The sequence below is a fragment of the Methylomonas montana genome (assembly GCF_030490285.1).
GTDB lineage: Bacteria > Pseudomonadota > Gammaproteobacteria > Methylococcales > Methylomonadaceae > Methylomonas > Methylomonas montana.
Genome location: NZ_CP129884.1, coordinates 668683 through 695477 on the forward strand (window position 1 = coordinate 668683; position 26795 = coordinate 695477).

26 protein-coding genes are annotated in these 26795 nt (G+C 53.1%); 16 read left to right on the forward strand and 10 right to left on the reverse strand.

The window, feature by feature from the left end; genetic code table 11:
• Positions 1 to 26: 26 nt before the first annotated feature.
• From mtoX to phoR, 8 genes are all read left to right on the forward strand, one after another.
• A complete protein-coding gene (gene mtoX, locus QZJ86_RS03265) occupies positions 27 to 1337 on the forward strand; it encodes a methanethiol oxidase (RefSeq protein WP_301936383.1) in 1311 nt (436 codons plus the stop codon).
• Between the two features lie 134 nt (positions 1338 to 1471).
• Complete coding sequence (locus QZJ86_RS03270; RefSeq protein ID WP_301936386.1) at positions 1472 to 1648, forward strand: hypothetical protein; 177 nt, start codon at positions 1472 to 1474, stop codon at positions 1646 to 1648.
• The gene (locus QZJ86_RS03275; protein ID WP_301936387.1) at positions 1645 to 1905 is read left to right on the forward strand and encodes a type II toxin-antitoxin system RelE family toxin; all 261 of its coding nucleotides are present in this window, start codon (positions 1645 to 1647) and stop codon (positions 1903 to 1905) included. The genes QZJ86_RS03270 and QZJ86_RS03275 overlap by 4 nt, the downstream gene beginning before the upstream one ends.
• Positions 1906 to 2518: 613 nt before the next feature.
• On the forward strand, positions 2519 to 3034 hold the full coding sequence (locus QZJ86_RS21550; protein WP_407081637.1) for a type VI secretion system amidase effector protein Tae4: 516 nt from the start codon (positions 2519 to 2521) through the stop codon (positions 3032 to 3034).
• On the forward strand, positions 3031 to 3447 hold the full coding sequence (locus tag QZJ86_RS03280) for a hypothetical protein (RefSeq protein ID WP_301936388.1): 417 nt from the start codon (positions 3031 to 3033) through the stop codon (positions 3445 to 3447). The genes QZJ86_RS21550 and QZJ86_RS03280 overlap by 4 nt, the downstream gene beginning before the upstream one ends.
• Positions 3448 to 4146: 699 nt before the next feature.
• The gene (locus QZJ86_RS03285) at positions 4147 to 6063 is read left to right on the forward strand and encodes a cytochrome c peroxidase (RefSeq protein WP_301936390.1); all 1917 of its coding nucleotides are present in this window, start codon (positions 4147 to 4149) and stop codon (positions 6061 to 6063) included.
• Positions 6064 to 6153: 90 nt separating this feature from the next.
• On the forward strand, positions 6154 to 6846 hold the full coding sequence (gene phoB / locus QZJ86_RS03290; RefSeq protein WP_301936392.1) for a phosphate regulon transcriptional regulator PhoB: 693 nt from the start codon (positions 6154 to 6156) through the stop codon (positions 6844 to 6846).
• Positions 6847 to 6852: 6 nt separating this feature from the next.
• Positions 6853 to 8127: a phosphate regulon sensor histidine kinase PhoR gene (gene phoR / locus QZJ86_RS03295; RefSeq protein ID WP_301936394.1), complete on the forward strand. Its 1275-nt coding sequence runs from the start codon at positions 6853 to 6855 to the stop codon at positions 8125 to 8127.
• Between the two features lie 3 nt (positions 8128 to 8130).
• On the opposite strand, the gene QZJ86_RS03300 is transcribed toward phoR, so the two are convergent.
• Entirely contained in the window at positions 8131 to 10275 is a 2145-nt protein-coding gene (locus QZJ86_RS03300; protein WP_301936396.1) for an MASE1 domain-containing protein, read from the reverse strand.
• Positions 10276 to 10439: 164 nt separating this feature from the next.
• Here QZJ86_RS03300 and QZJ86_RS03305 point away from each other — a divergent pair, with 164 nt between their 5' ends.
• The 4 genes from QZJ86_RS03305 to QZJ86_RS03320 all read left to right on the forward strand — a co-directional run bounded on the left by QZJ86_RS03305 (position 10440) and on the right by QZJ86_RS03320 (position 14186).
• Positions 10440 to 11843, forward strand: coding sequence for a cytochrome ubiquinol oxidase subunit I (locus QZJ86_RS03305; RefSeq protein ID WP_301936399.1), 1404 nt, complete (start codon positions 10440 to 10442; stop codon positions 11841 to 11843).
• A complete protein-coding gene (gene cydB / locus QZJ86_RS03310) occupies positions 11836 to 12924 on the forward strand; it encodes a cytochrome d ubiquinol oxidase subunit II (protein ID WP_301936401.1) in 1089 nt (362 codons plus the stop codon). The genes QZJ86_RS03305 and cydB overlap by 8 nt, the downstream gene beginning before the upstream one ends.
• 111 nt (positions 12925 to 13035) lie before the next feature.
• Positions 13036 to 13614, forward strand: a complete 579-nt coding sequence (locus tag QZJ86_RS03315) for a DUF502 domain-containing protein (protein WP_301936403.1) — start codon at positions 13036 to 13038, stop codon at positions 13612 to 13614.
• Between the two features lie 80 nt (positions 13615 to 13694).
• On the forward strand, positions 13695 to 14186 hold the full coding sequence (locus QZJ86_RS03320) for a CinA family protein (RefSeq protein WP_301936405.1): 492 nt from the start codon (positions 13695 to 13697) through the stop codon (positions 14184 to 14186).
• An 89-nt stretch (positions 14187 to 14275) separates the two neighbouring features.
• Here the strand turns inward: QZJ86_RS03320 and QZJ86_RS03325 are convergent, their stop codons facing one another.
• Entirely contained in the window at positions 14276 to 14581 is a 306-nt protein-coding gene (locus QZJ86_RS03325; RefSeq protein WP_301936407.1) for a hypothetical protein, read from the reverse strand.
• Between the two features lie 397 nt (positions 14582 to 14978).
• Here QZJ86_RS03325 and QZJ86_RS03330 point away from each other — a divergent pair, with 397 nt between their 5' ends.
• The 3 genes from QZJ86_RS03330 to dapD all read left to right on the forward strand — a co-directional run bounded on the left by QZJ86_RS03330 (position 14979) and on the right by dapD (position 17934).
• Positions 14979 to 15764, forward strand: coding sequence for a M48 family metallopeptidase (locus QZJ86_RS03330; RefSeq protein ID WP_301936409.1), 786 nt, complete (start codon positions 14979 to 14981; stop codon positions 15762 to 15764).
• Positions 15764 to 17014, forward strand: a complete 1251-nt coding sequence (dapC, locus tag QZJ86_RS03335) for a succinyldiaminopimelate transaminase (RefSeq protein ID WP_301936410.1) — start codon at positions 15764 to 15766, stop codon at positions 17012 to 17014. Before QZJ86_RS03330 ends, dapC begins: the two co-directional genes overlap by 1 nt.
• Before the next feature lie 101 nt (positions 17015 to 17115).
• The gene (gene dapD / locus QZJ86_RS03340; RefSeq protein WP_301936411.1) at positions 17116 to 17934 is read left to right on the forward strand and encodes a 2,3,4,5-tetrahydropyridine-2,6-dicarboxylate N-succinyltransferase; all 819 of its coding nucleotides are present in this window, start codon (positions 17116 to 17118) and stop codon (positions 17932 to 17934) included.
• A gap of 85 nt (positions 17935 to 18019) precedes the next feature.
• Here the strand turns inward: dapD and QZJ86_RS03345 are convergent, their stop codons facing one another.
• The 7 genes from QZJ86_RS03345 to QZJ86_RS03375 all read right to left on the reverse strand — a co-directional run bounded on the left by QZJ86_RS03345 (position 18020) and on the right by QZJ86_RS03375 (position 25030).
• Positions 18020 to 18208 carry a hypothetical protein gene (locus tag QZJ86_RS03345; protein ID WP_301936412.1) on the reverse strand — a complete coding sequence of 63 codons (189 nt, stop codon included), beginning with the start codon at positions 18206 to 18208 and terminating at the stop codon, positions 18020 to 18022.
• Between the two features lie 9 nt (positions 18209 to 18217).
• Positions 18218 to 19273: an NAD-dependent epimerase/dehydratase family protein gene (locus tag QZJ86_RS03350; protein WP_301936414.1), complete on the reverse strand. Its 1056-nt coding sequence runs from the start codon at positions 19271 to 19273 to the stop codon at positions 18218 to 18220.
• Positions 19266 to 20765, reverse strand: a complete 1500-nt coding sequence (locus tag QZJ86_RS03355) for a B12-binding domain-containing radical SAM protein (protein WP_301936416.1) — start codon at positions 20763 to 20765, stop codon at positions 19266 to 19268. The genes QZJ86_RS03350 and QZJ86_RS03355 overlap by 8 nt, the downstream gene beginning before the upstream one ends.
• A 48-nt stretch (positions 20766 to 20813) precedes the next feature.
• A complete protein-coding gene (locus QZJ86_RS03360; RefSeq protein WP_301936418.1) occupies positions 20814 to 22370 on the reverse strand; it encodes a B12-binding domain-containing radical SAM protein in 1557 nt (518 codons plus the stop codon).
• Entirely contained in the window at positions 22367 to 23122 is a 756-nt protein-coding gene (locus QZJ86_RS03365; protein WP_320415840.1) for a WecB/TagA/CpsF family glycosyltransferase, read from the reverse strand. Before QZJ86_RS03365 ends, QZJ86_RS03360 begins: the two co-directional genes overlap by 4 nt.
• Positions 23115 to 24122, reverse strand: a complete 1008-nt coding sequence (locus QZJ86_RS03370) for an NAD-dependent epimerase/dehydratase family protein (RefSeq protein ID WP_301936421.1) — start codon at positions 24120 to 24122, stop codon at positions 23115 to 23117. Before QZJ86_RS03370 ends, QZJ86_RS03365 begins: the two co-directional genes overlap by 8 nt.
• A 293-nt stretch (positions 24123 to 24415) precedes the next feature.
• The gene (locus QZJ86_RS03375) at positions 24416 to 25030 is read right to left on the reverse strand and encodes a PIG-L deacetylase family protein (protein WP_301936423.1); all 615 of its coding nucleotides are present in this window, start codon (positions 25028 to 25030) and stop codon (positions 24416 to 24418) included.
• A 17-nt stretch (positions 25031 to 25047) separates the two neighbouring features.
• Here QZJ86_RS03375 and QZJ86_RS03380 point away from each other — a divergent pair, with 17 nt between their 5' ends.
• Positions 25048 to 25467 (forward strand): glycosyltransferase, encoded by a 420-nt coding sequence (locus tag QZJ86_RS03380; protein WP_301936425.1) that lies wholly within the window; start codon positions 25048 to 25050, stop codon positions 25465 to 25467.
• A gap of 24 nt (positions 25468 to 25491) precedes the next feature.
• Here the strand turns inward: QZJ86_RS03380 and QZJ86_RS03385 are convergent, their stop codons facing one another.
• Complete coding sequence (locus QZJ86_RS03385) at positions 25492 to 26673, reverse strand: glycosyltransferase family 4 protein (protein WP_301936427.1); 1182 nt, start codon at positions 26671 to 26673, stop codon at positions 25492 to 25494.
• Positions 26674 to 26795 lie beyond the last annotated feature (122 nt).

The following is a 26795-nucleotide window of genomic DNA, read 5'->3' on the forward strand; positions in this document are numbered from 1 at the left end:
TAACAACAACCAGGGGAGAGAGCACCATGACATTTAAACTCAGCACCTTTACCGCCGCGCTGCTGCTCGGCACCGCCAGCCTGTCGGCCAACGCCGACGAAACCTGCGCCTCGCCGTACATGGCGAAAATCACGGGGCAAGAGGATTTCGTTTACATCTGGACCTTGGGCGCGGAAGGCGTCGGCGACGAGCAGGACAAGCTGGTCACCGTCGACGTTAATCCCAAGTCAGCAAAATACGGCAAAGTCATCGGCAGCCTGTCGGTCGGCGGCCGTAATGAAGCCCACCATTCCGACTTTACCGACGACCGTAAATTTCTGTGGGCCGGCGGGCTGGATACCAACAAGATTTTCATTTTCGACGTGGCGACCGACCCGGCCAAGCCCAAGCTGACCAAGACCATCACCGATTTCGTCGCCAAGAGCGGCGGCGTGGTCGGCCCGCACAGTTTGTACGCCTTGCCGGGCCGGATGATCATCACCGGCCTGTCCAATAACAAGGACCACGGCGGCCGCACCGCGTTGGTGGAATACAGCAACGCCGGCGATTACATCGCCACCTACTGGCTGCCGACCGACAGCAACCTGGAAGGGGCGATCAAATCCGGCAAATACGCCGACGGCTATAACTACGACGTGCGGGTGTTGCCGCGCAAAAACCTGATGCTGACCTCGTCGTTCACCGGTTGGTCGAATTACATGATGGACTTCGGCAAGATGCTGGCCGATCCGGAAGCGATGAAGCGCTTTGGCAACACCGTCGTGCAATGGGATTTACACAGCCGCCAGCCAAAAAAAGTCTTCGACGTACCCGGCGCGCCGTTGGAAATTCGCTGCGCCTGGGCGGATGAACATAATTACTGTTTCACCAGCACCGCATTGACCTCGAAAATCTGGTTGATACACCAAGATGACAAGGGTGAATGGCAAGCGAAAGACGTCGCGGACATCGGCGAGCCGGCCAAAATCCCGCTGCCGGTGGACATCTCCATTTCCAGCGACGATAAAACCCTGTGGGTCAACACCTTCATGGACGGCATGACTCGCCGTTTCGACATCAGCGACCCGTTCCATCCCAAACAGGTGTTCGAGCAAAAAATCGGCGCCCAGGTCAACATGGTGTCGTCGAGCTGGGACGGCAAGCGCTTGTATTACACCTCTTCGCTGCTGGCCAATTGGGACAAGAAGGGCGTGGACAACGAGCAGTTCTTCAAGGCGTATAGCTGGGATGGCAGTAAGCTGACCGAACAGTTCTCGATTGATTTCAACAAGGAAAAGCTGGGGAGGGCGCATCAAATGCGGTTTGGGGCGTATGCTTTGTATAGTAAAGCGCCATAATGCTGCTATAACGCTTTTTTGCTGTATACCTGTGGCCTTTGTGTTTTCAAAGGTCACAGGGTATCGGGTATTATCTTGGATAATGGTTTAAAAGTGTGTCGGTCATTTATCTATCAAGCCTTGGAGAATGTGTCATGAATGCTCAACCTCAGTTTATAACCGATGCTAATGGCCAAAAAACAGCAGTGATCCTGGCGCTGGCTGATTATCAAGAGCTTATGGATGATTTGGAAGATTTAGCCGCGATTGCTGAACGTAAAGATGAACCTACCATTCCTTTTGAGGTGGCACTCAAAGATATAGGCTTATGACGGCCTATCTCATCGAAATTAAACGCAGCGCTCAAAAGGAACTATCGCAATTGCCCAAACCGGTTGCCGAAAAAGTCGTGGCTCAAATCAGAGGGCTTGTTGATAATCCACGTCCTAACGGTTGTAAAATACTGGTCGGTACCGAACATAGTTATCGAATTCGAGTAAGCGATTATCGTGTGGTGTATTCGGTTTTGGATAGCCGCTTGATCATCCAAGTCATCAAAATTGGGCATCGCAGGGATGTGTACCAATGATTTGGTTGGCGGAGAAGTTATAGGCAGTGCGGGGCAAGGATAGTTGGTGTCGCTGTCGCGACGGCTTGATTTAATGTCGGGTCTCGGCCCGACAGCCGAGATACTTTCGCTACGACCATTCCTGGTTTTCGCCCTGCGGGCCAGCCTATCGGCTGTTCAAATTCGCTCCAGCCGAATTTGTGTTTTGCCAAAAGAAAGTATCGAAAGAAAAGACGCCCGCATGCCGCGTGAATCACTCGGCACATGCCTGTGCCGAGCCCAGCGGGTGCTCGGCGCGGCATACGGGAGATAACCCTCTACCAAATTTGGAAGTAACTCGCCAGAAATTAGGAGATGATTTTTAGCAATTTGCGCGACTAGCCGTAGTCGACCTTGAGCCGCCTGACAGAAGTTGTTTGATAGGCTGGTTCGTGGCAAGCAACTGACGTTCGTTAGATAAAACGAAACGGTATATCAGCCTATATTGGAAGATATACAGTTAGCATTCAGTGGAAAATCACTTAGTCTTTTGTCTAGAATGAGTCGATCAGGGATGATCTACAGAAACTATCGAATTACTTGTTATGTGTCATGAGCATCCAGTAGACCAACCAACATTGAGAGAGAACTAAACGTGGCAATCGTAAAGTTTGAAACCATATGGCAGAACTATCCGGACGAGTATCCTTGCCTCGATCCGAAAACGGGTAAGCCACCGAAAGGATATTCAAATCAGTGTGCGATGCGAGTGGGGTGCGCGCTTGAGAAATCTGGAATCTCGTTTGCTTCGTTTAGCGGAAAAAGATGTCCTTGCGGTTCCGCGAATGGAGGGATGGTTGCCGGCGCACAAGAGTTGGCGAGTTGGCTTGGCCCCAATCGATTTCAGGGTTGTCCGAATCCAGAGACGCACGCAGGAAAAGATGCTTTTGAAAAGGTTAGCAGCCGCACCGGCATCATCTTTCTTGCCAATTATTGGCAACGCGAAGGCGAAACTGATTCAACGCGTACGGGCGACCACATCGACCTATGGAACGGATCGCGTATGACTGCATATTCAAGCTGGTTTCGCGTCCATCTTGGGGTAGGGTGGGATGGGGTGTGGTCAGATTTTCGAGGTGCTTCGAGGGTTCTTTTTTGGCCAATCCCATGAACAAAGTAGCGACCATCGTCGGTTCTGCCCTGCTGGGGCTTGGTATTTGTGGACTGCTCGTGTGGCTCTCAAACTCTCAGGGCATTGGAGTTCGATTCCCATCTCCTGGCGGCGAAGATGATTTTTCAAGACGTGCTGCCTATTTCTTATTCGGAGTGTGTCCCACGTTCTTGATTCTTGGGGCGTGGATCGGCTATGTGAGTTCGAGGAATAAGCGCCGCTTGGTGCTGATGTGGCTCGGCGCCTTTGCTGGCACGTTCGCCGTATGGCTAGGGACTCTCTTGCTTCGATCTCAAATTGAGCAGTTATCCGGAGAGGATGACGGAACTCGCGCTGTAGCGGTGTTCTATGGTTTGTGGGGTTTGTTGTCCATTCTCGGTGCAGTAATCGCATACCGGGTGTTTCCTAAGTGAACCTGACATATAACACGGCGCTCAAAGCGACGCTCCCGCTTTCCTGCGCGCCCCTTAGCTCTACGTTGAAAGGCAGCTTATGTTATTAGCCGCCAAGCGCTGAAATCTTTTGAACGCCGCAAATTGGCCGATGGCTGCTAGTTGCACTGATTGGGAAAAATCTCACAGCATTATTTGGAATACCAATTAGTTTTCAAAGTCCAGGATGATTTTCTCCCGTATACCGCGCCGAGCGCCGGAGCTTTTGAGCGGAATAGCCCGAAGGGGTTCGGCAAGGATGCCGCACGGCGGCGGAGAGGCTGGGAAGCCCCTTCTGCCGGCCCTCGATAAAAGTTTCGGAGCGCAGGACAAATCGGCAGGATAGCCGATTTGCATGCGTAGCACCCAAAGGGCTCGGCACAGGGATGTGCCGAGTGATTCAAGCGGCATCCGGGGCGCCTTTTCTTTGGATACTTTCTTTTGGCAGAGCACAAATTCGCCTGGAGCGAATTTGAACAGCCGATAGGCTGGCCCGAAGGGCGAAAACCAGGGATGGTTTTTGTAGCGAAAGTATCTCGGTCGTCGGTCCGAGAACCGACTTTAAAACACCCGTCGCGATAGCGACACTAAATATCTCCTCACCCCAACCCTCTCCAGCAGGAGAGGGAGTTGAGCGACTGGCATTTGGGTGATCAGCAATAACAAAGAGTAACCGTTACCATGAAAAACTCTCTTCTTTTCGGCATTCTTTTAACGATAATTCACGCGATTGCCCAAGCCCAAGACCCCAAACCCCTAGCCCCCGGCTATACCAATCTACCTTTTAATCCCGCTAAACCCGGCAGCTACACCCTGCCGGTAATCGGTCCGGCGGCAAACGGCGAAGTGCTGACCAGCGACAACCAACCCAAACACCTCCACGACCTTATGGGCGACAAGTTGGTGTTGCTAAGCTTCATCTACGCTGCCTGCAGCGACGTCAACGGCTGCCCGCTGGCGACGCAGGTGCTGCACAAGATCAGCCGACAGTTACAGAAACAACCGGAACTGGCCGACAAACTAAGATTATTGACGCTGAGCTTCAACCCGACTAACGATACGCCGGAAATGATGCGCCATTATGGCGAAGGCTTTAAAACCGGCGAATTCGACTGGCAGTTTTTGACGACTCGTGATGAACAAGCTTTGCAGCCGATATTGGATGGCTATCAGCAAAACATCCAAAAAATCTACGACGACAAGGGCCAATTCACCGGCACTTTTTCGCATTTGCTGCGGGTGTATCTGGTCGACAAGGACAAAAACGTCCGCAATATCTACAGTGTCGATTTCCTGCATGCCGACACGCTGATCAACGATGTGCTTACCCTGTTGGCAGACAACAAACCGCAAGCAGTGCCGCAAGTGGCTCAGGCCGAAATGCTGTATCAAGCCGGTGACAATAAACAAAACTATCAGCAAGCCGATTACCAGACCCGTTCGTTGGCGCTGGAACAACGGCTGGGCAAGCCGGCCAACTTGATAACCTTCGCTCAAACGCCGCTGTTGGGACTGCCAAAATTGCCGGTACCCAAGGATAATCCGTTGACGCCGGCCAAGATCGCGTTGGGCCGTAAGCTGTTTTACGACCGTCGTTTGTCGCTGAATAACACCTTTTCCTGCGCGATTTGCCATATTCCGGAACAAGGTTTCAGCAATAACGAAATGGCGACGGCGGTGGGCATCGAGGGCCGCAGCGTGCGACGCAACAGTCCTTCGCTGTATAACGCCGGTTACGCGCAATTGCTGTTTCACGACGGCCGTGAGAACAGGCTGGAACAGCAGGTTTGGGGGCCGCTGCTGGCGCATAACGAGATGGCCAATCCGTCCATCGCTTATGTGATCGATAAAATCAGAGCCAGCGCCGATTATCGCGGCCTGTTCGAGAAAACCTTCAACAAAGGCCCGACCATGGAAACCATCGGCCAGGCCTTGGCCAGTTATCAACGCACGTTGAATTCGGCCAACTCGCCGTTCGACCGTTGGTATTTCGGTAAGCAAAAAGAGGCGTTGACTGATCAAGCCAAACGGGGTCACGAGTTGTTTATCGGCAAGGCCGGCTGCAGCACCTGCCACAGCGTCAATGAAAAGTCGGCCTTATTCAGCGATCAAAAGCGCCACAACACTGGCATCGGTTATGCCGAGGCAATGCAAAAGGCGCCGGACAAACAAAAACTGCAAGTCGCGCCCGGCGTGGTTCTGGATGTGGACCGCGAAAATCTCAAAGGCCTGAATACCCAGAAACCCAACGACCTGGGTTATTACGAAATCTCACAAAATCCGGCCGACCGCTGGGCCTACAAAACTCCGTCGCTACGCAATGTGGCGCTCAGCGCGCCCTATATGCACAACGGCTCGCTGTCGACTTTGGAAGAGGTGGTGCGGTTTTATAACCAGGGTGGCGTCGCCAACGAAAATCTGTCGCCGTCGATCAAGCCGCTAGGCTTGTCTGACCAGGATGTCGCCGACTTGGTGGCGTTCTTAAAAGCATTAACCGGCGGTAACGTCGAGGCCTTGATTGCCGACGCTTTCGCGGCGCCGGTCGGCGAGAGCAGTGGTGAAAATCGGCTGACCAAGTCTGCTGGCCCTGGCCGGTAATATCGGCTTCGGCCGGTTTTTTTTGTCACAAACAGGTAATATATCGCTGCTAAATTAGCCGTATCATTGGACCTTAGACTACAGATGATTATGTCGAACTTGAATATCCTGGTTGTGGAAGACGAAGAAGCCATCAGGGAGATGCTGGTCATGGTGTTGGAGCAGGCGGCGCTGAATGTGGTGGCTGTCGGTAGCGCCGAGCAGGCAATGGAAAGCCTGGCCGATAATATGGTGGATCTGATTTTATTAGACTGGATGCTGCCGGGGATCAGCGGCGTGGAATTGGCCAGACGCCTGAAAAACGAACCCGGCTACAAGGATTTACCCATCATTCTGCTGACTGCGCGCGGCGAGGAAGAAGACAAAATTCGCGGGCTGGAAATCGGCGCGGACGATTATGTGACCAAGCCGTTTTCGCCGAAGGAACTCATCGCCCGGATCAAGGCAGTGATGCGCCGCAGCGGTAAGTTGTCGGAATCCGGCCAGCTTAGCGTCGGCGATCTGACCCTGGACGCCGAGCAGCACAAGTTGAGCATCGCCGGCCGCAGTCTGGAAGTGAGTCCCACCGAATTCAGATTGATGCAATTCTTCATGACCAATCCCGATAAAGTCTACAGCCGCACCCATTTGCTGGACCAGGTCTGGGGGCGTAGCGTTTACATCGAGGAGCGCACCGTCGATGTGCATATCCGCCGCTTGCGCAAGATTTTGGCGGCTTATGGCCGGGAAGAATTGATCCAGACCGTACGCGGCTTCGGTTACCGCTTTTCGATGGCAAACTGATCGTATATGCAGGGTTGGCGGCGAGAAATCAGCATTGCGATTGCTTTATTAATACCGGCGGTCTTGCTGAGTATTTTTGTCGGTCATTTAACGCTGTTTTTGTTGCTTATCACCTTATTCCTGTACGTCAAGCAGATCGTTAGCATCAACAAGCTGGAAAGATGGCTAAGCCTCGGCGGCGTCGGTAAGCGGCCGGACTTTAAAGGCATTTGGGGCGAGATCTATTACCACCTGTATAAGATCCGCAAAAGCCAGAAGCGCCGGAAGAAGAAGCTCGGCAAGATGCTGGATAGCTTTCGTAAATCGACCAGCGCCTTGCCGGATGCGATCGTGGTGTTGAACAGTTACGGCGAGATCGAGTGGAGCAACAAAGTCGCCCACGACTTTTTGGGATTGAAAAAATCCGACATTGGTCAGCGCATCCCCAATCTGGTGCGCCATCCCGTGTTTATTCACTACCTGAAAGACCAGGATTACCAGCAGAAAATCTGTATTCCCTCGCCGGTGAACGAAAACATCTTTTTGCAAATCGGTATCGTGCCTTACGGCGCTGGTCTGCGTTTGTTGATGGCTCAGGATATTACCCATCAAAAGAACATTGAACGGATGCGCACCGATTTCGTCGCCAACGTGTCGCACGAATTACGCACGCCTATCACCGTGCTGCGCGGCTATCTGGAAACCCTGCAAGAGATGGACGGCGGTACCAGTCCCTATACGCGTTCTTTTCAGAACATGGCGGCGCAAACCGAGCGCATGAAAATGTTGATCGACGATTTACTGTTGTTGGCGCGCCTGGAAAGCAAAGCCAAAAAATTTGAATGCGTCAAAATTCCGGAATTGCTGGGGCAGGTTTGTCAGGAAAGCGACTTGCTGGAAAGGGACGAGCGCCGGGTCGAACTGGTTGTCGGCAGTAATATCGATCTACGTGGCGATATGGAAGAGTTGCGTAGCGCGTTTAGTAACCTACTACTCAACGCGATGAAATACTCGCCACCTGATTCGCCGGTTAAAGTCAGTTGGCGCGAGCAGGCCGACGGTAGCGTGTGTTTTGAAGTGGAGGATTTTGGCGAAGGCATCTCCAGTACCGATATTCCCAGGATTACCGAACGTTTTTATCGCGCCGAAGTAAAACGCAACCAGAAGATAGCCGGTACCGGCTTGGGCTTGGCCATCGTCAAACATGTGTTGGTCAGGCATGATGCCAAGCTGGAAATCGAAAGCCAGCTTGGCAAGGGTAGCCGCTTTCGCTGCGTGTTCCCACGGCAACGGATTTGTTAAGGCTCAGAGAGGTGGCGCCGACGGGCTGGCAAAAATATAGCTGTGAATGCCGCAATGCTTAACGGCATCCATCGCCGCTTGTTGTAGTGGGATGGTTTCGTTGGCGTTGTCGGGGCATACGGCGATACCGATGCGGCAACTCAGTTCGGCCATCTCTTCTTGCACCACAAACGGTTCGCCCAGTTTTTGGATAATCAGTTTGGCGATGCGTTCTATACCGTCGGTTCTTTCCAATTCGGTCAGCACGATTGCAAATTCGACACCATCCAACCGCGCTACTACATCTGTTTCTCTCACGCTGCGCAGAACTCTTTGTGCCGCTTCCTGCAAAATGCTGTCGCCATTGGCATAACCTAGTCTATCGTTAATATCCTTGAACCGATCGATGTCGATAATCAGCAAGGCTAAAAAATAACCGCTACGGTGAGCTTTCTTGATTTCCTGATCCAGCCTGTCGTAAAACATGCGCCGATTGCCGATGCCGGTCAAGGGATCGAAATTAGCCTGTTTCCAGAGTTGCTCTTCGCTTAATTTGCGCTGGGTAATATCGAAAAACAAGCCAATCCGGCGCAACGGCAAGCCGTTACTGTCGAAAATGGTATCGATGCTGAGTTGCTCGACATATAGCTCGCCGTTTTTTCGGCGATTCCAAATCTCGCCGCGCCATTGGCCGCTGTCGTCGATGGATTGCCACATGGTTTGGAAAAACGCGGTGTCGTGACGCCCCGAAGACAGCAGGCGGGCATTTTTGCCGATGGCGTCCGCGGGGTCGTAACCGGTGATTCTGCTGAACGCCGGGTTGACAGAGACGATGGTGGCGCCCGCATCGGTAATCATCATCGCTTCGCTGCAATTCTGGTAAAACAGCATGGCCAATTGGCGGTCTTCTTCCGCCAGCTTCTGTTCGGTAACATCTTGAACAATGCCTGTCATACGCGGGGGATGATCCGGCTGATAGCAGCCGGCGGCGCGAATCCAACGGATTTCGCCATCGATCCGGCGAATCTGGCATTCAAAATCCCAGTTGCGTTGCGTGGCGCAGGCTTCTCGGAAGCTGGTATCGACCATGTCCCGATGTGCCGGTATCACATGGCCAATGAAGGTATGGTAAGTCCATTCCGGCAACAAACTGCTGTAACCGAATATACGATCATGAAGGACGGTACGCTGTGCGGAATGATTCTGTAACTCTAGATCCCAGGCGCCGGTGTTGATGGTTTCCAGCGCAAATTTCAGCCGAGTTTCACTTTTTTGTAGCGCGCGGGTAGTTTGTTCGCGGTCGAATAGCAGCAAAGCCAGAGGAATTCCGACACTGGTGAGGATCGTTAAATATAACCAAATGTTTACTAATCCGCGTTGTATCTGTTCGGCGGCAAAATAGCCGGCCAGATGTTCCAAGCCCCACAGCGACTGGATCGCTGTCATTGCAATCAATAACAGCACGCCGTGACGGCCGAAGCGCACCGCCGCCCAGAGTATAAACAGAAAGGCCCAATAAGCCCGGGCATAATTACCTAACAGTTCAGAAAACCAGCCCAAAAAAATGGTCTGGCCGTTGAGGAAGCTCAGGGCGAGGAAGAGTAGGGTCTCTGGTATGCGTTTGGGCAAAAACCAATCGGCCGGCCATTTGCGCCATACCAGAATCAATGGCGTCACCAAGCTGATGCCGAACATATCTGCCATCCACCAGCGCAACATGCCGGGCAAAAGCGTTTCCAGCGTCAGGTAATGGTTCAACAGCAAGGTCATCGGGCCGATCAGTGCGCTGAAACAAGCCGTGATCATGCCGGTAATCGCCAGCCAAACAAAATCGCGAGGATGGCGTAAATTGATTGAAAACCCCGGATTGCCGAGTAGCAACCAGGCGCCCAGCCAAGACTCCAAAGTATTCCCGGCGGCAATACCGGCGGAGATTAGCCAGGAATCGCCGACCAGTATGCCGGAAGCAAATGCGCCCAGGAATACCCCTAACCAATAGCGCGGACCGCCCAATAGAAAGGCCGCCAGACCCAGTCCGGCGGGAAACCAAATCAGCGTGACATTACCCCTGTCGGAAAAAAAAGTCAGCACCAGCTTGGCCAGTACTGCGTAAAGCAATGCCAAACCAATGATTTTTAGTCCTGTAATACTGAACGGTTTCAGGCGCATAAAGTTTTGCCAGGCGGATCGTCAAGGAAAGAATTGTAGATTAGTCCTTTATATTCACTGGTTATTTAATGGGAATTTAATGAGAGCTGGTCGATAAAATTCGCAGACAAACAAGCAGATAACTCTATAATTGCCCGCATTTTGATCTTGGCCAAGAGGTGGGAATGATTTCCGAAACGGTTGTTGAATTGTCGCGTGCGCAGTACGCGATAAATGCCGTGCAGCATTTTTTGTTTGTGCCACTGACTTTGGGATTGTCGCTATTCCTGGCGTTGATGGAATCCTGGTTTTTGCTGAGCGGACAAGCCGTTTATAAACAAATGACCCAGTTTTGGGGGCGGTTGTTTGCGATCGGTTTTGGCTTGAGTATCGCATCGAGTCTGGCGATGGCGGTTCAATTCGGCGGCAATTGGTCTTATTTCTCGCATTATGTCGGCGATGTGTTTGCCTTGCCTTTATTGATTGGGCTGGCCGGCTTATTTCTAGCCGCCAATGGAGTGGGCTGGCTATTGTTCGGCTGGCGACGTTTAGGTAAGGGCGCGCATCTTTCCGTCACTTGGTTGGTTAGCATCGGTTGCCATCTGAGCTGGTTCGGCTTCCTTATTGCGAGTGGTTGGATGCAAAACCCGGTGGGTGCGGAATTTAATGCCCAATCGATGCGGATGGAATTAACCGATCTGAATTTACTGTTATGCAATCCGGTCGCTCTGGCCAAATTCGTCCACAGTCTGTTGGCTAGTTACGTCACCGCCGCCGGTTTTGTCTTGGCGATCAGCGCTTACTATCTGCTCAAACAGCGCGAAACTCAGCTGGCTCAACATTCTTACCGGATAGCCGCCGCCGTCGGTTTTTGGGCGGTCATCGCGACGGTGGCGCTAGGCGATGCCAGTATTTATGCGCCCGGCACGATGCCGCGCACGAAACTGGCGGCCATCAGTGGATTGCCGAACGACGATATTCTGGAACAAAATCGCCAGCGTATCGACAATGGCTTGCGAGCCTATTCAATGTTGCAAGAATTGCGCGACGATAAAAAGGACGCGTCGTTACTGGCGGTATTTGCCGCCGCCAAGGCCGATCTGGGTTATGCCTTGTTGTTGAAACGTTGGCAGGATAGTGTGGTCGATGCTAAACCGGCGCAGATCGAGCAGGCCGCGCTGACCAGTGTGTCGCCGGCGGCGCCGCTGTTTTGGGGCTACAAAGTTATGGTCGTTAGCGGCGTATTGTGTCTGTTGGCGTTTTTATTGGCCAGCGCGGCGACCATCGCCGGTTGGCGCAGTTCCTGGTTGCTCAAATCCAGCCTCTATGCCTGGCCTTTACCTTGGCTGGCCAGCGGCAGCGGTTGGTTTATTTCTGAATTCGGCCGACAGCCGTGGATAGTCGCCGACATATTGCCGACCTGGGTCGGCGTTTCGACCCGCAGCGAAACCGACTTGATCGTCAGTATGGCGGCTTATGGTGTGGCTTATACCGGGCTGTCGGCTTTGGCGCTGGTTTTAATCGTGAAATTTGTCAGGCGCGGTTGCGCCGGTAGTTTGTTGCTGGCGGAGGAGAGCGGCGATGCTTGATTATGAAATACTGCGATTGCTTTGTTGGGGCTTGCTGGGTTTGTTCCTGATCAGCTTTGCCCTCAGCGGTGGTCTGGAATTGGGAATCAGCATGCTGTTGCCGTTGCTGAACGCCACGGAAGCGCAACGCCGCGTGATTATCGCCAGGCTGGCTCCGCTGAGCGCCGGCAATCAGACCTGGCTGGCAGCGACTGTCGTTGTGTTGTTTGTCGGCTGGCCGACGGTCTACGCGGCGGCGTTTGCCAGTTTTCAGATGTTGCTGCTGTTAGTGTTGCTGGCGTTATTCGTGCGGCCAGCGGGGTTTTATTTTAGAAACAGCATTAGCGGTGCCGATTTTCTGAAAAACTGGGATAAAGCCCTATATGTCAGCGGTTTGCTGCCGGCAGTGCTGCTGGGTTTGCTGGCGGGTAATCTGTTGAAAGGCTTTCCGTTTCATCTCAGTAGCGATATGCATATCGCGTTTCTGGGCAATTTTGCCGGATTATTCAATCCATTTGCCTTGCTGGTCGCCGCGACTTGCCTGGCTTTGCTGGCTAGCCATGGCGCTATCTACCTGCAACTGCACGGCGATGACGAGATTCGTCTACGCGGTAAGGCGCTGGCATTGCCGGCCGGCGCTGCGTTTTTGATACTGTTCGCAATGGCTGGATTGTGGATCACCCATCTGGAAGGCTATCACGTTACGACAGAAATCATACCGGATGGCGTTTCCAATCCCTTGACCAAATTCGTTAAACGCGGCGATGGATTGTGGCTGGATAATTACGAGCACGCGCCCAGCTTGTGGGCAATACCGGCATTGGTTTTTGTCGGCGGGATTGCGGCGCTTGTTTTGTCTAAATTCGATCGCGGCTATTGGGCCCTATTGGCTAGTTCGGTGACGGTGACGATGACAGTGCTGACGCTGGGTGTTTCGATGTTTCCGTTTCTGGCGCCGTCCAATATCTCTTTGAATAGCTCGCTGACGATTTGGGATGCCAGTGCCAGTCAAGCCACGTTAACGGTATTGTTGTGGCTAGCCGGTTTGCTGTTGCCATTGATGGTGGTTTCCACACGCTGGCTGTTTAGAATTTCACTTTGAGCATAGTGATCGCTGTTCCGGAAGCGTTGATTGCATCGGCACTTCCTTAACCGGCATAACTCTGATAAAACCTATATTCCTTACAACTATAACTAAAAAGGTAGGCGCGTCATGAAGAAAATCCTTAATCACACCTTGATCGGCGTTTTAGCGTTCATTCCGATTATGGTGATTGTGCAAATCGTGCTGTTCGTAAAAGACCGGCTAACCGATTTGTTTCAATTTGTTTACGGCTATTCGGATAATTATCTGGTGACATTTCTATTGTTTGCCGCCAGTTTCGCGACTATTACTTATGTCGGGCATCGGGTCAGTATGGGCCGATTTTCCATCATTGCGATGTTCGAGCATCTGATCGAACGCATTCCGCTGTTAAGTACCATTTATCGCGTCACCAAGAAACTGGTGAATATGATCGCCGGCCATCAGTTGCAGGAGCCGCGCGAGGTGGTCTACATCGAGTACCCGAAGGAAGGCATTTGGGTGCCGGCCTACGTCACCAATAAAACCGAAGATCGTTATGTATTGTTTGTGCCGACTTCTCCTAACCCCACCTCGGGTTTTGCGGTGATTGTCCACGAATCGAAAGTGATTAAATCGGAGATGAGCATCGAACAAGTGACCAGCTTCATCATCAGCGTTGGCGCCGATTTTGAGAATGTCTCTGAAATCAATAAGCTGCCGAAATAAGCCCTCTTTGTATTGCAGCGCTGGATAATCAATCGTGCGCTGCAATACATCTTCACGATGCCGTTTCATTTGATTAGACAATGAAGCATAACGCCAGTTATCGCCTCGCCGAGACGCTCGGTAGCCGCCTAAAAAATCTTAATCTCCGCCTGGCCTTGGCCGAGTCCTGCACTGGCGGCGGCATCGCCAGCGCGGTCACCGATATACCGGGTAGTTCCCACTGGTTCGACCGCGGCTTCGTCACTTACAGTAACCAAGCCAAAGTCGATATGCTTGGCGTCAGGCAAACCACGTTGGAGAGTGTCGGTGCGGTCAGTAGCGAAACGGCGCTGGAAATGGCCGCGGGCGCTTTGGCGCATAGTGATGCGGAACTGGTATTGGCGGTCACCGGCATCGCTGGGCCGGACGGTGGTTCGAGTGAAAAGCCGGTTGGCACGGTGTTCGTCGCCTGGCAACGGCGAGGCGAGGCCGGATGCTGGGCCAGAAAGTTATTTGCCGGAAACCGTCAGGCAGTGCGGCGGCAGGTCGTCGAATTCAGTCTGCAACAATTGTTGGAACTGGTCGGCGGCTGATGAGCCTGGTGTCTGCCGGTTGGACTGGCCAAGGTAGATAGTGGCCGGTTTGCAGCCCGAAATAGGCTACAAACCGGAACCACAACGGATTAGCTAAAATGACTCAAACGGTTTTCCACTTCAACAGCCACCAGGGTGTCGTAATGACGCCGCAAGACCGAGTCCGTTGGGCGAGGAAATAACGTGGCTTCGATTTCGCCTTGCAGTTGCTCCAAAAAGCTGGGAGCCTCGGCGCTTTGGGAAATGATCGCCTGCTCAGTCGCTGTCATCAGCGTTGCGTTCTCACCGCTTGAACGGGAGGACTTTGCGAAAAACGAAATATTGCTACCCTGCGACGAGTAGGCGCTCACGGCAATCAGGCCGCTCAGCATGAACAATACGAAGATTTCGAACATATCAACACCTCATGACAAATTAAAAACGCCGGCGAAAAGAACCAGTTTGTCCTGTCGAGTCGTCGGCGCCTTTCGTAAAGCAATTAAGATGCCATTGATATTTTGTGGTAATTCGTTGATTTTTTAATATAAATTCACGTGGTGCTGCGTGAGGGTTTGCCGGGTTCCCAACAATTTGTCGTTTATGCTCCAAGCTTGCACTGCCAGGGGCCGGATATGGCCGCGCCGCGTCTACACTCGAATGTCCCGCCACGGAGCAAGGTTTGAAAGCTAGCTCGTTTGCCTTCTTTCAAAGGGTTTAGCTGATTTGGTTTGAGGACGCGAGGGCTAAAAAGGGTTTGGCCGCTAGGTAAGTTAGGCTAAAATGCCGCTTCTTTTCCTAGCGGACATTGACGCCATGTTGAAAAAAATTCTGCTTTTCTCGACTACTTTCCTGCTGTTAAGCGCCTGTGCCACCAGTCCCACCGGCCGAACTCAGTTCATTTACATGCCGGACAATCAGGTCGATCAAATGGGTTTGCAGGCCTTCGACAGCATGAAGAGTAAAAACCCCATCAGCCGCAATCCGCGCTATAGCCAGTTCGCTCAATGCGTGGCCTATAGCATCACCCAGCAGACCGGCGGCCAATGGGAAGTGGTGGTGTTCGAGGACGAGTCCTTGAATGCTTTCGCGCTGCCTGGCAACAAAATCGGCGTGCATACCGGCTTGATCAATCTGGTCGATAATCAGGATCAATTGGCGGCGGTGATCGGCCATGAAATCGGTCACGTGCTATCGCGGCACAGCAACGAGCGTTTGTCGCAAGAAACCGCCGTCAGCACCGGATTATCTATGGTGCAAGCGGTAACGCAGCCACAAACTGCCTTGGGGCAGACCGCGCTGGGTTTGTTGGGCGTCGGCGCGCAATATGGGGTAATCTTGCCATACAGCCGTATCCACGAAACCGAAGCCGACACCATCGGCCTGGATTTGATGGCCAAAGCTGGTTTCGATCCGCGGCAAAGCATCAACCTGTGGCTGAAAATGGATAAAGCGGCGCAAGGCGGCCAGCCGATCGAATTCATGTCGACTCACCCCTCGCACGGCAGCCGCATCGACAACCTGAACCAGCACATGAACCAAGCCCTCCAGCTACAGCAACAAGCCTGGAACTCCGGGAGACAACCGCGTTGCGCCAAATAATGAATCCACATTTACAGCAACTGCATCCTTACCCGTTTGAAAAACTGGCGACGCTGAAACAAGGCGTCGTCCCGCCGGCCGACAAGGCGCATATCGCGCTGTCGATCGGCGAACCCAAACACGCCACGCCGCATTTCATTCAGGAGGCCTTGTTGCAGCATCTGCATGGCCTGACTTTGTACCCCACGACCAAGGGCCTGCCGGAATTAAGGCTCGCCAATGCCGAGTGGACTTGCCGGCGGTTCGAAATACCGGCCGGCGGCGTCGATGCCGAAACCCAGGTGCTGCCGGTCAACGGCACCCGCGAGGCGCTGTTTTCGTTCGTGCAGGCCGTGATCGATCCGAGCGACAAGCCGGTGGTGATCATGCCCAACCCGTTCTATCAGATCTACGAAGGTGCGGCGCTGCTGGCCGGCGCAGAACCGTATTATCTGAACACCACCGAAGAAAACGGTTATTTGCCGGATTTCGATAGCGTGCCGGAGGCGATCTGGCAGCGTTGCCAATTGATTTTCATCTGTTCGCCCGGCAATCCGACCGGCACGGTATTGAGCCAAGCCGATCACCTGAAATTATTGGATTTAGCGGAAAAATACCATTTCGTCATCGCTTCGGACGAGTGTTACACCGAACTCTACGATGACGAAGCTAATCCGCCGCAAGGTTTGCTGCAAAGCGCTTGGCACAGCGGCAACACCGCATTCAAACGTTGCGTGATTTTCCAAAGCCTGTCCAAGCGCTCCAACGCGCCGGGCTTGCGTTCCGGCTTCGTGGCTGGCGATGCCGAAATATTGAAACAGTATTTTAAATATCGCACTTATCACGGCTGCCCGATGCCGGTGCCGACCCAGCATGCCAGCATCGCTGCCTGGAACGACGAGGAACACGTCAGCCACAACCGTCAGTTGTATCGCGACAAGTTCACCGCATTTATCGATATTTTGCAGGATGTCTGCGAAATTAGCCGGCCGCCAGCCAGTTTTTATATCTGGCTGAAAATTCCGGGCTCGGACGACCTCCATGGACGGAGGAAGTTCGGCGAGTTGCCGGGAGCAACCGCCGATACGGATTTCGCACAAAAACTGTTTGCCGAGCAAAACATCACTGTGTTGCCCGGAAGTTTCCTGTCCCGCGACAGCGGGGGCATCAACCCCGGTGCCAACCATGTCCGCATCGCCTTGGTCGCGCCTATCGAAGAATGTATTGAGGCCGCGCAACGCATTAAAACCTTTATTGAAAATCTTCGGTAGGTCGGGTTAGCGTAGCGTAACCCGACAATCACAGCCTTCATGTTGGGTTACGGCTAGCGCCTAACCCAGCCTACGTTTTTTAACTTAACCTGAAAACAACCATGTCAAATCTGGAAACCATCATTAACGACGCGTTTGAAAACCGCGCCGAAATTAGCCCATCTACCGTCTCAACCGAAGTTCGCAATGCCGTTGCAGAAGTCTTGAATATGCTCGACAAAGGCGAAGTTCGCGTTGCCGAGAAAAAAAACGGCGACTGGGTCACCAATCAATGGCTGAAAAAAGCCGTGTTGCTGTCGTTTCGGATCAACGAAAACAAAGTCATCGAAAGCGGTGATGTGCGTTATTACGACAAAGTGCCGACCAAATTCGGCCAATACAGCGACGACGACTTTGCGAAAGCCGGCGTGCGCGTGGTGCCGAATGCAGTGGCCCGTTACGGCTCTTACATCGCGCCTGGCGCGATTCTGATGCCGTCTTACGTCAACATCGGCGCATATGTCGATAGCGGTACCATGGTCGACACTTGGGTAACGGTCGGTTCCTGCGCACAAATCGGTAAAAACGTGCATCTGTCCGGCGGCGTCGGTATCGGCGGCGTGCTGGAACCGCTGCAAGCCAACCCCACCATCATCGGCGACAACTGCTTCATCGGCGCCCGCTCCGAAATCGTCGAAGGCGTCATCGTCGAAGACAACTGCGTGGTATCGATGGGCGTCTACATTGGCCAAAGCACCAAGATTTTCAACCGGATGACCCAAGAAGTCAGCTACGGCCGTATTCCTGCCGGTTCGGTAGTCGTCTCCGGCAACCTGCCATCCAAAGACGGCAGCCACAGCCTGTATTGCGCGGTGATCATCAAGCAAGTCGACGAAAAAACTCGCAGCAAAACCGGGATTAATGAGTTGTTGCGGGATTGATCTGTAGCCTGGATGCAGCGAAGCGAAATCCTGGGTGCGAGCTTCGTTCCCCGTATTGCGCTTCGCTCCATGCGGGCATGCCGCATCACAAATTAGAACTTGATAAGATATCCACAAACTCTCTTTCCGCGCGAATCGTAAACGCCATTACCAGCTCGTCATCTTTTTGCAATGTCAACGGCATCGGCAGGCGGCCAGAAACCTGGTTTGCGGTGGCAATTTGGTCGGCCCAAACAGCAGTCTGCGACCAGACGGGTATGGCAATGGCAGGCATGGCATGCGTCTAATGCGGATTGTTTAACACGTTTGAATTTACCGACGAGTCGTGGGAATGGCTGTTCAAGACATTTGCCAAACCTTTTTGGATCGAGGTTTTGGCTTCGAAAGCGAGCGCTAATTTTGCGCGGTTTACTGAGTACTCTGGGCCGCCCAGCAGCACCGAACCGTACACTTGGTCGGCAGCATAAGATTTCCAGCGCGGTCGCATTGCGTTACCGGAGAGGTTGCGGCTAAACCAGCGTAATTCCTGAGCCAAGCGCACAACTGCAATAGGTAAGGGTACGCATTTCGCCTCATGGCCGGTGATGGCTGCATAGGCCGAAGTTAGAGCCTGCAAGTGGGTCGGCGGGCCGGCAATGTTTAGCGTGTCCGAGCCAATGGCGCGGGATGTGCCGGCCCTGACGATGGCTTCGATTAAATCGTCGACGTACACCAGCGAGAACGGTCGGGGCGAACGGCCCGCCGTGTACAGGTATTTGCCGCTAAGCATCGACACCAGCATTGCGGTAAAGCCGCCATCGCCGGGGCCGTAGACCTGACTGGGCCTAAGTATCACGCTACTAAGACTGTTCGTGGCGGCGTTGGCTATTTCCAGTTCCGCAGCGGCTTTGCTTTGACCGTAACTGTCTCCGCCGCCTGTCGGGCTGTCCTCGTCGAGTAGCGCTTTGAGGGGGGGCGCATAGGCGCAAACCGAGCTGAGGAAAACTAGCCGTTTAACGCCATTCTCGATGCACGCTTGCAACAACACCCGGGTGCCGTAATGATTGACGCGCCATTGTTCCGCCTGTCCACCCTTGCCTGGAACGATTGCCGCTAAATGATAGACAACCGAGACATTACGGGTGGCGTCGGCCAAGCAGCGTTGGTTCAAAATATCGCCATATTGGTAGCGAACCCCGGACGGAGTGACTAGATTCGGACACTGGCGGCCTAGCGCGGTGACGGTATGGCCGTGCTCGACGAGAGAACGGACCAAATGCCTGCCTAAAAATCCTGTGGCGCCGGTCACTAGTGATGACGGTCCGCCACTGTGCATGCTTGATGGTGAGGCGCTAGCCATTGGCTCGCACCGCGTTCAAAATCGCGTACGCAGCCCCCTTGGGGTATTTCAGAATCAAGCGGGCGTTATAGGCGAGTTCGCTTAGCGATGTCAGCGACCTGAGCGCAAAAATGAGTAAGCGTTTGCGCAGATAAGTCCGGTAAATCGACTGAATTACATCGGGATCGAAATCGCCGGTTTTAACCTGGTTGTACGCAGTTTCTATAGTGCCGTTATGTAAGCCTTGCGCAGCGATCTCATCGTAAACATCGGTGCCGGGGATCGGAATCAAGGGTTGCAGCATAGGCACGACGCCGAACCGCCAATAGCGCTCAAGCGCGTAGGCAACAGTGGCTTTAATATCGCTCAAGGTTTCGCCCGGAAAGCCAATGATGTAAAAAGCATGCAGCCTTAAACCGACCTCCTGACAATAGTGCATCATTTCATCGACCTTTTTAAGATCCAGGCGTTTACGCACAATGTCATCCACAACGCGCTGGACGCCTGACTCGATCGCCACTGTCAGAAACTGACAGCCGGATTTTTTGGCGCGGCGGACGCGCTCCAGAGTCCAGGCGTCGCCTCTGACGCCGTTCGGGGTGTCCCACTTGATGCGCGGATTGAACGTCAGCATGAAGTCGACAATCTGGTCGTAGCGCTCGGTATCGTGTACTAGATTGTCGTCCTCGAAATGAATGAAATCGACGCCGTAGTCGTCTACCAAGTGCTGGATATGTTTGCGGGCATAGGCGGGAGAATGGGCCCGAAACTTATAACCCATTGTGGTTTGAATCGAACAAAACACACATTTATGCGGGCAGCCCCGGCTGGTCAACATGCTGATAGGGCGCTGGCCCCATTCGCGAAATCGCGGTGATAGACCGCGCCGGGCCAACGCGAAGTAACTTTCCATGTCGACGAGGTCGTATGCCGGGAAGGGTAGTTTATCCAGCGGATCGGCGAAACTGACCGGCGCTCGCGGGTTGGGGCGCAACAGGTCCAAGTCGTCACGGTCTGCCGCAACACCTGGTATTTGCGGATGGTTTTCACCACGCTGTAAGGCGATCAGTAATTGGCTGAGACGTTCTTCGCCCTCGCCGATCACGACATAATCGATGCACGGTCGAGACAGGGCTTCCAGTGGAAAGACCGATACGTGAGGGCCACCGAGGATGATGGTCGCGTTTGGTGCTGCTTGCCTAGCCAGATTGGCAAAATGGTAGGCGCGATCAATCTGACTGCTAAACATATTAGATATGCCGATGACATCCGGGTTGGCCGAGCGAATTCGCGTTTCGATCTGTGCGTCGGTATCACCGAAAATCCAGTGATCGTCTTCGCGCCGGAACGCGGCGCTCAGGCGAGCGTCGTAGATTTGGACCGATCCTCGCCATTCGCTTTGTCGAACGTAGGCGGCGATGGACAGCACGCCAAATGGCGGACTCACCGCGGGTCTGGCTTTCATGCCATCCAGGCGCACGAGTTGATTCGGTACGCAGAGCAGCAGTTTCATTTTTCGGCCCTTAGCTAAGTGTCATTGCCAGAGAGTTTTGCGATGCCATCACCAGCGCATCAAGCGGGCGGTGTCGGTTTTGGCAAGCGTAACCGAATCGCCGGACAGCAATTGCGCGGCGCGGCGAAAGCGCTTGTACAAACCGCGCAGCCCTTGGCCTTGTAACAGACGTAGCAAATACCGGGCTTGCCGCTGCAGCCACTTGGGCTCGATAAATTTGCGTCGTAGCCAGCGGGTATGTGCAGCGGTGGTAAAACGTTCCAAATATTCGCCGGAGATATCTTGATAAGTGATTACGCTCATATTGCTACCATCGTACTCTTCCCACTTTACTGGCCGAATTCGACCTTCCGCGAGCAGTTGCTTGTGGAAATCCGTACCTGGGCAGGGCGTAGCCATGCTGAATTGCACCGAATCAACATCCAATTCACAGGCATATTCAAACGTGTTCAGCATCGATGCCATCCTCTCGCCGGTCAAGCCAAACACCACCGTCATATGGGTCTTGATGCCCAGCTTTCCGGCTTTATCGATAAGGCCATGCAAACGTTGTACCTTGAGCGGTTTTTTGATGGCGTTCAATATATCGGGATCAGCGCTGTCCAAGCCAAACTTCAAACCTACACAGCCGGCGTCCGCCATGCATTCCAGCATTTCGTCGTTCAGTGCGATAGCGTCGCCCATTGCCGACCAGGCGATAGCCAGCTTGCGCCGTTTTATCTCGGCACAAAGCAGGCGCACATGTTGTTTGTTTGAGGTGAAGTTGTCGTCGTCGAAGTAGATTTCTTTGACGCCGAATTCTTCGATCAGCAGCAACATCTCGTCGACCACTCGGTCGGCACTGAAGTAGCGCTGTGGCTCGCCTCGGTACAGGATTTGTACCCAGGCGCAAAAGTCGCAACGATACGGACAGCCACGGCTGGTGTGCATATAAGCCGTAGGCGTATGCTGAAACATGCCGTCGTAGTATGCGCTAATCGAAGGCTCGGCATTTCGAGGGAATAGGCGGCGCGCGGGTGGCGGTAGTTGGTCGAGAGGGTGGATAAGTGCCGCCGGCGGGTTGAGGCGAGACTGACCGTCATCCGTTCGATAGGCCAATCCCGCTACAGCCTGCAATGGCTTGTCAGCGCTTAGGGCTTGTATTAGGGCCAGGCAGATTAGCTCGTATTCGCCGGCCAGCACAAAATCGATATGAGGGTGTTGATCGAGAATTTCGGTCGCAAACACGCTGACGTGAGCGCCGGCTAGAATGATTTTCGCGCCGGTTGCGGCTTTGAGCGCGAGTGAGAACCGCAATACATCGTCGATGACGGCGGTATTCGGCTCAAGCAGAATAATGGCAGGATTTGCTGCGAGGGCGTCCCGCAAAAACATATCTTCGGTAAGATTCAAAGGCACACCGTCGATTACATCAACCTTGAAGCCGTCGCGTTCGAGTAAGGCGGCGCTGTACGCTAGGAAAAATGGGAAGGTGGTGTAACGCGGTTTATCGGTAGGCCGTTTTAACAGTGTCAGCGGAAACCGCATGCCGGAACCAAGCATGTAACGTTCCAGGCCGTTGCTTAGCGGGCGGCGAAAGGCCGGATTGGCAATCAGTATATTCATTGCTCGACCTCATGTTTCAGGAAAAACCGATTTTTCAATAGATGTCCGGCGAACTCGATGGCGCCTGGGTATATTCGGGATCGATAATGAGGCTCGTGGATGAATCGGTGTACCCATTCGATGCCGATCCTGGAGGTCCAAGCTGGTGCGCGTGCCTTGCAGCCGGCGTAGACGGCCAAGGTACCGCCGCCGATATGCCAGCATAGCGCCCCTTTGCAAACTTCCCGGGCATTCAGCAGAATTTGTTCCGACTTGGGGGTGCCAGCGCCTACTAGAACCGCGTCTATCCCGGAGTATTGCGTCAATACAGGCTTGTACTCGTCGGGGTCCATGAAGCCGTGATAGGCGGCAACAACCTGCCAAGCACCTTTGCGGGCATTTATGGCGTCTGCCGCTAGTTGCGCTTGGCGGGGTGTGCCACCTATAAGCAAGGCGTTTACCCTAGGTTCCGGCCAAGTTAATGCACAATCAAACAAAGCTGTCGCTACGACACGTGGCGGTGCCTGGCCAAACAAGCAGCGAAATGCCAAGGTAATCCCCACGCCGTCCAAGCAAACAAGATCGCATGCTTGCATAAAAGAGCGGACGCAAGGATCGCGTTCGACATAATTATAGACATGCGGATTTAGAAACCCTACCAGTTTGCCTCTGCTGGCTGGGTTCCGCATGGATTGGCGGAGGCAATCATCTAAGCCGGACAAGGTCCCGGTGTGAATGAATAGCGGACCGAGCTTATACCGGAGTTTAGGCATTGAGGTTTTGCGGGAAGTTATCGTCTATCGGGCGGCGGATTTGCAGGTCCGCGACTGCCCGGTAATGGTTTAGAATGCGTGCCAGACCACTTTCTAGGCCGATATTGGGGCGCCACCCCGTATCTTCGATGGCTTTGGCGATGTTGGGTACCTTATCGAAGGCCTCGATATAATGTTTGCCGTAAAGGCTCACCGGGTCCACGTGTCTTATTGCTGAGCGCGATGCGCACAATTCTTTGATTAAATGTGCCAGCTCTTCGATGGGGACGATATTGTCAGGGTGGCCGAGGTTGTAAATATTATTGGTTTTTCCTTTGGCCTGTACCTGGATGATGCCATCGACCAGGTCGGATACATGGCAAAAAGAGCGGATTTGTTTGCCGTTTCCAAATACCTGCAGATCACGCCCAGCTAACGCCGCCTCGAAGAATTTGGGGATGACGAAACCTATAGTGGAGCTTTGCCATTCCCCCATGGCGTTAAACGGGCGCACGATCCGTAGCTGGAAATCCCCTTCCATCGCCAGGTTCAACAACACATGCTCTACCGTCAACTTTGCCAGTGCGTACTCCATCCGGGCACCACGCTTGCAAGGCACAATCTGCTCGGATGACTCCAGGTGCCGACCGTCTCTACCGTACACTTCCGAGGAGGAGACATACAACAGGCGGGATTTGGAATAAGTGGCAATTTTTGCGACTTTTTCGGCAAGATCAAGAATATTGCCAGCGATCCTGCCGCTTTTACCTAATATGCCGAGGGAACCCACGGGACTGGCGAGATGGTAAATGTCGTCAAACTCGGCAAGGCTGTCTGGCAAGGATTCAACGTCCTGGATGGTGATATTCAGACGACCTATCAGGTCTGTGTAGTCCAGTTTGGTGGAACTGAGGTTATCGACGACAGTAATCACGCTTGCCGGCTCTAACGCCAATAAGCGTTTGCAAAGATGATATCCTATAAACCCAAGGCCTCCGGTCACCAGAGTTTGCTTTGCCATTCTTGAGCACCCCGCTTGTATGGTTTCTTGCGAGCTGCAGTACTCTGCTAACCTCTGTTGCTTAGGATAAAGCGGCTGAGTTTAAAAAAGTTAGCGTCGCATGAGAATATTGATTAGTCTAGTAAACCATATCATTATCCTGGGCCGCCAACAATAGCCATACCCAACTCGTGCCATGACAATTGCTTAATCAGTTTCGATAAGGCAAAGGGTAAAGCTTTCTGAACAGCTAGAGAATGCGACGAAATAGACATTGTGACCGGATGGTGAGGGCAAATTAAACGCCCCCTGGTTTAGCGGCAATCTACGATCCGTTTGACCCGAAACGCTTCGGCATAGGGTTTACAGATTTGCGCGCCGCGCAGACTGGCCAGCGAGCGCAGGGTTTCAGGCGACCGATGCCCGCGAACCTGTGACGCATAAAGGGCGTAAGCGGCCAATTTTCGCTCGATTTGTATTTCGCGAAAGTAACTTGGTTCATTGTTGGGCGCGGAATGAAGCCAGACTAGACTGTCGGGTTGCTCGAATATTAGTACATTCGGCACAAACCAGTTGGTGTCGTGTGGTCGGGTTGCTACGATTCCTGCATCGTAGACCGCTCTATGATCCTGGTTATAGGATGGTTCGGGCATTAGTACAGTGCTTGGTTTGAGCTGGTTTATGGTCAATTCCATGGTCAGGATAAGATTCTGCATCCGGTAGTGGTTTACTGGATTGTCGAGCACGTCCCAGTGGAAGCCGAGCATGTTGGCGGCCCGCTCCAACTCTTGAATCCTTTCGATACGAGAAACATAAGGCCGGTCTTCCGCGCCGAAATGCAGTACAAAGCAGTCGGGTCCTAAAAATGAAAAGCAGCCTAGCACCTCATCATCGATGTGGGGGGAAAATATCAGGGTGTTATGATGCATTGGCATTTTGGCATTGTATGCGAAGCCCCGGAAAATCATATCCCTATGCAAAATCCAGAGCGCTTAAATTGTGCCGATATGCAAAAGTAGGGTATTTCATGAGTCAGACTGAGTTTTTGGTGATGCCGTCAGTATGGATAAAAACATTTGGCATCGTGATTGTGGAAGCATTTGCTCATGGCTTGCCGGTCATTGCCAGCCGACTGGGCGCAATGGCTGAAATTATCGATGACGGCGTCACTGGGTTGCATTTTACCTCTGGCGATGCCAACGACTTAACGGCCAAAGTCGGTTGGGCAATTGCCAATCCTGAACGCATGGCGGAAATGGGGCTTGCCGCGCGTCGTGTCTATGAGCTGAAGTATACCGAGCACGAGAGCTACCGTCAGCTCATGCAAATATACCGCGAGGCGCTTGCGGGGCTATCTAAAATGTAAAACCCGGCGCGCCAGCGGCTCCGACTAAGAGCGTTTCAGGCTGGCAATAATGCCTTCGGCATATCGATTCGCCATGCTTTCAATAGAATACTGCCGTGAGCTTGCCAAGGCACCGTTGCTCAGCCGGCGAAGTTCGGATTTTGTTTTCAGCAAAGAAATAATGGCATTTGCGTAAGCCCGAGAATCGTTGGCTATCAATAGCCCGTTCACGCCGTCGTCCAGATATTCGATTTCAGGGCTGTGAATGGGAATGTCGGTGGTTATTAGCGGCAAGCCGGCGGTGAATGCATCCAGAATTGCCAGTCCGACTAGTCCTGGACAAAGGAATGCTTTTGCCAGGCGGAAGCATAAGGCTTTTTCCTTGGCAAAGCATGGGCCGAGGTAGTGAATTCGATGGTCGCTGGCGGCGGCCCGTGAAACCAAGTCTCGTCTGACGCCATCGCCCAATACCAGTAAATGAAAATCGGGACGGTCGGCCTGGATCAATTTCACCGCCTCGAACAGAAATTCCAAATGCTTTTCATCGTACAATCCGCCGCAGAATAGGCCGATCGGAGCGCCAATGGAGATGCCCAGCCGCTTAGCGAAATTGTGTAGTTCGGCCTCGGTTATCGCAGTTAGCATCGCGCGAAAACCGGCAACATCCACGCTGTTGTTGAGAACGGTGATTTGCTCGCCGGGTATGCCGTCAAGCAAAAGGTGGTTTCGGGTGCCGGAAGTGTAAGCGAACCACCAATTGCCTGCGCGCGTCAGTTGTCGTCTGATTCGCTCTTTGAACGATCCAGGATTGGCTCGCAAACTTGGCCACCATACCCAAAAAGCCAAATTGCGGCGTCCCAATAACCCGGCAATGGCGATTAGGTAATTCAGAACATGGCCGTTAGCGTTAAGGACAATCACTAGATCGGCGGACAGCGCGCGCCCAAATATCGGCTGATAAAGCACCTTGTCGCCGAAAAACCAATAGTTTTTGACTTTCAGGCCAATGGATTCAGGCAAATCGACTAAGTCGCGCTTGGCGGACTGCTGCGCATTCGGCGTGCCATAGGCTACTTGCAGTTCGATACCAACTTGTTGTAAACGTTGATAGAGTAGTTCATAAAGCTTCACGCGGTAATGCGGCACCACTGGCTGGACGATCAGAACGCGAGGGCGGTCGGATTCGGTTTTCGACTCGGCTAAATGGTGGCGACTAAGAAAAGGCATGACAGGGAATTATACAGATAACCGCGAAGTTTCAGCCAAGATCGAAAGCCTATAGGGCATAGGCTGGGTAGTCTTTGTTGTTCGAATCAGCATCACTTGCTCGACTGGCGTCACTTGGCCTA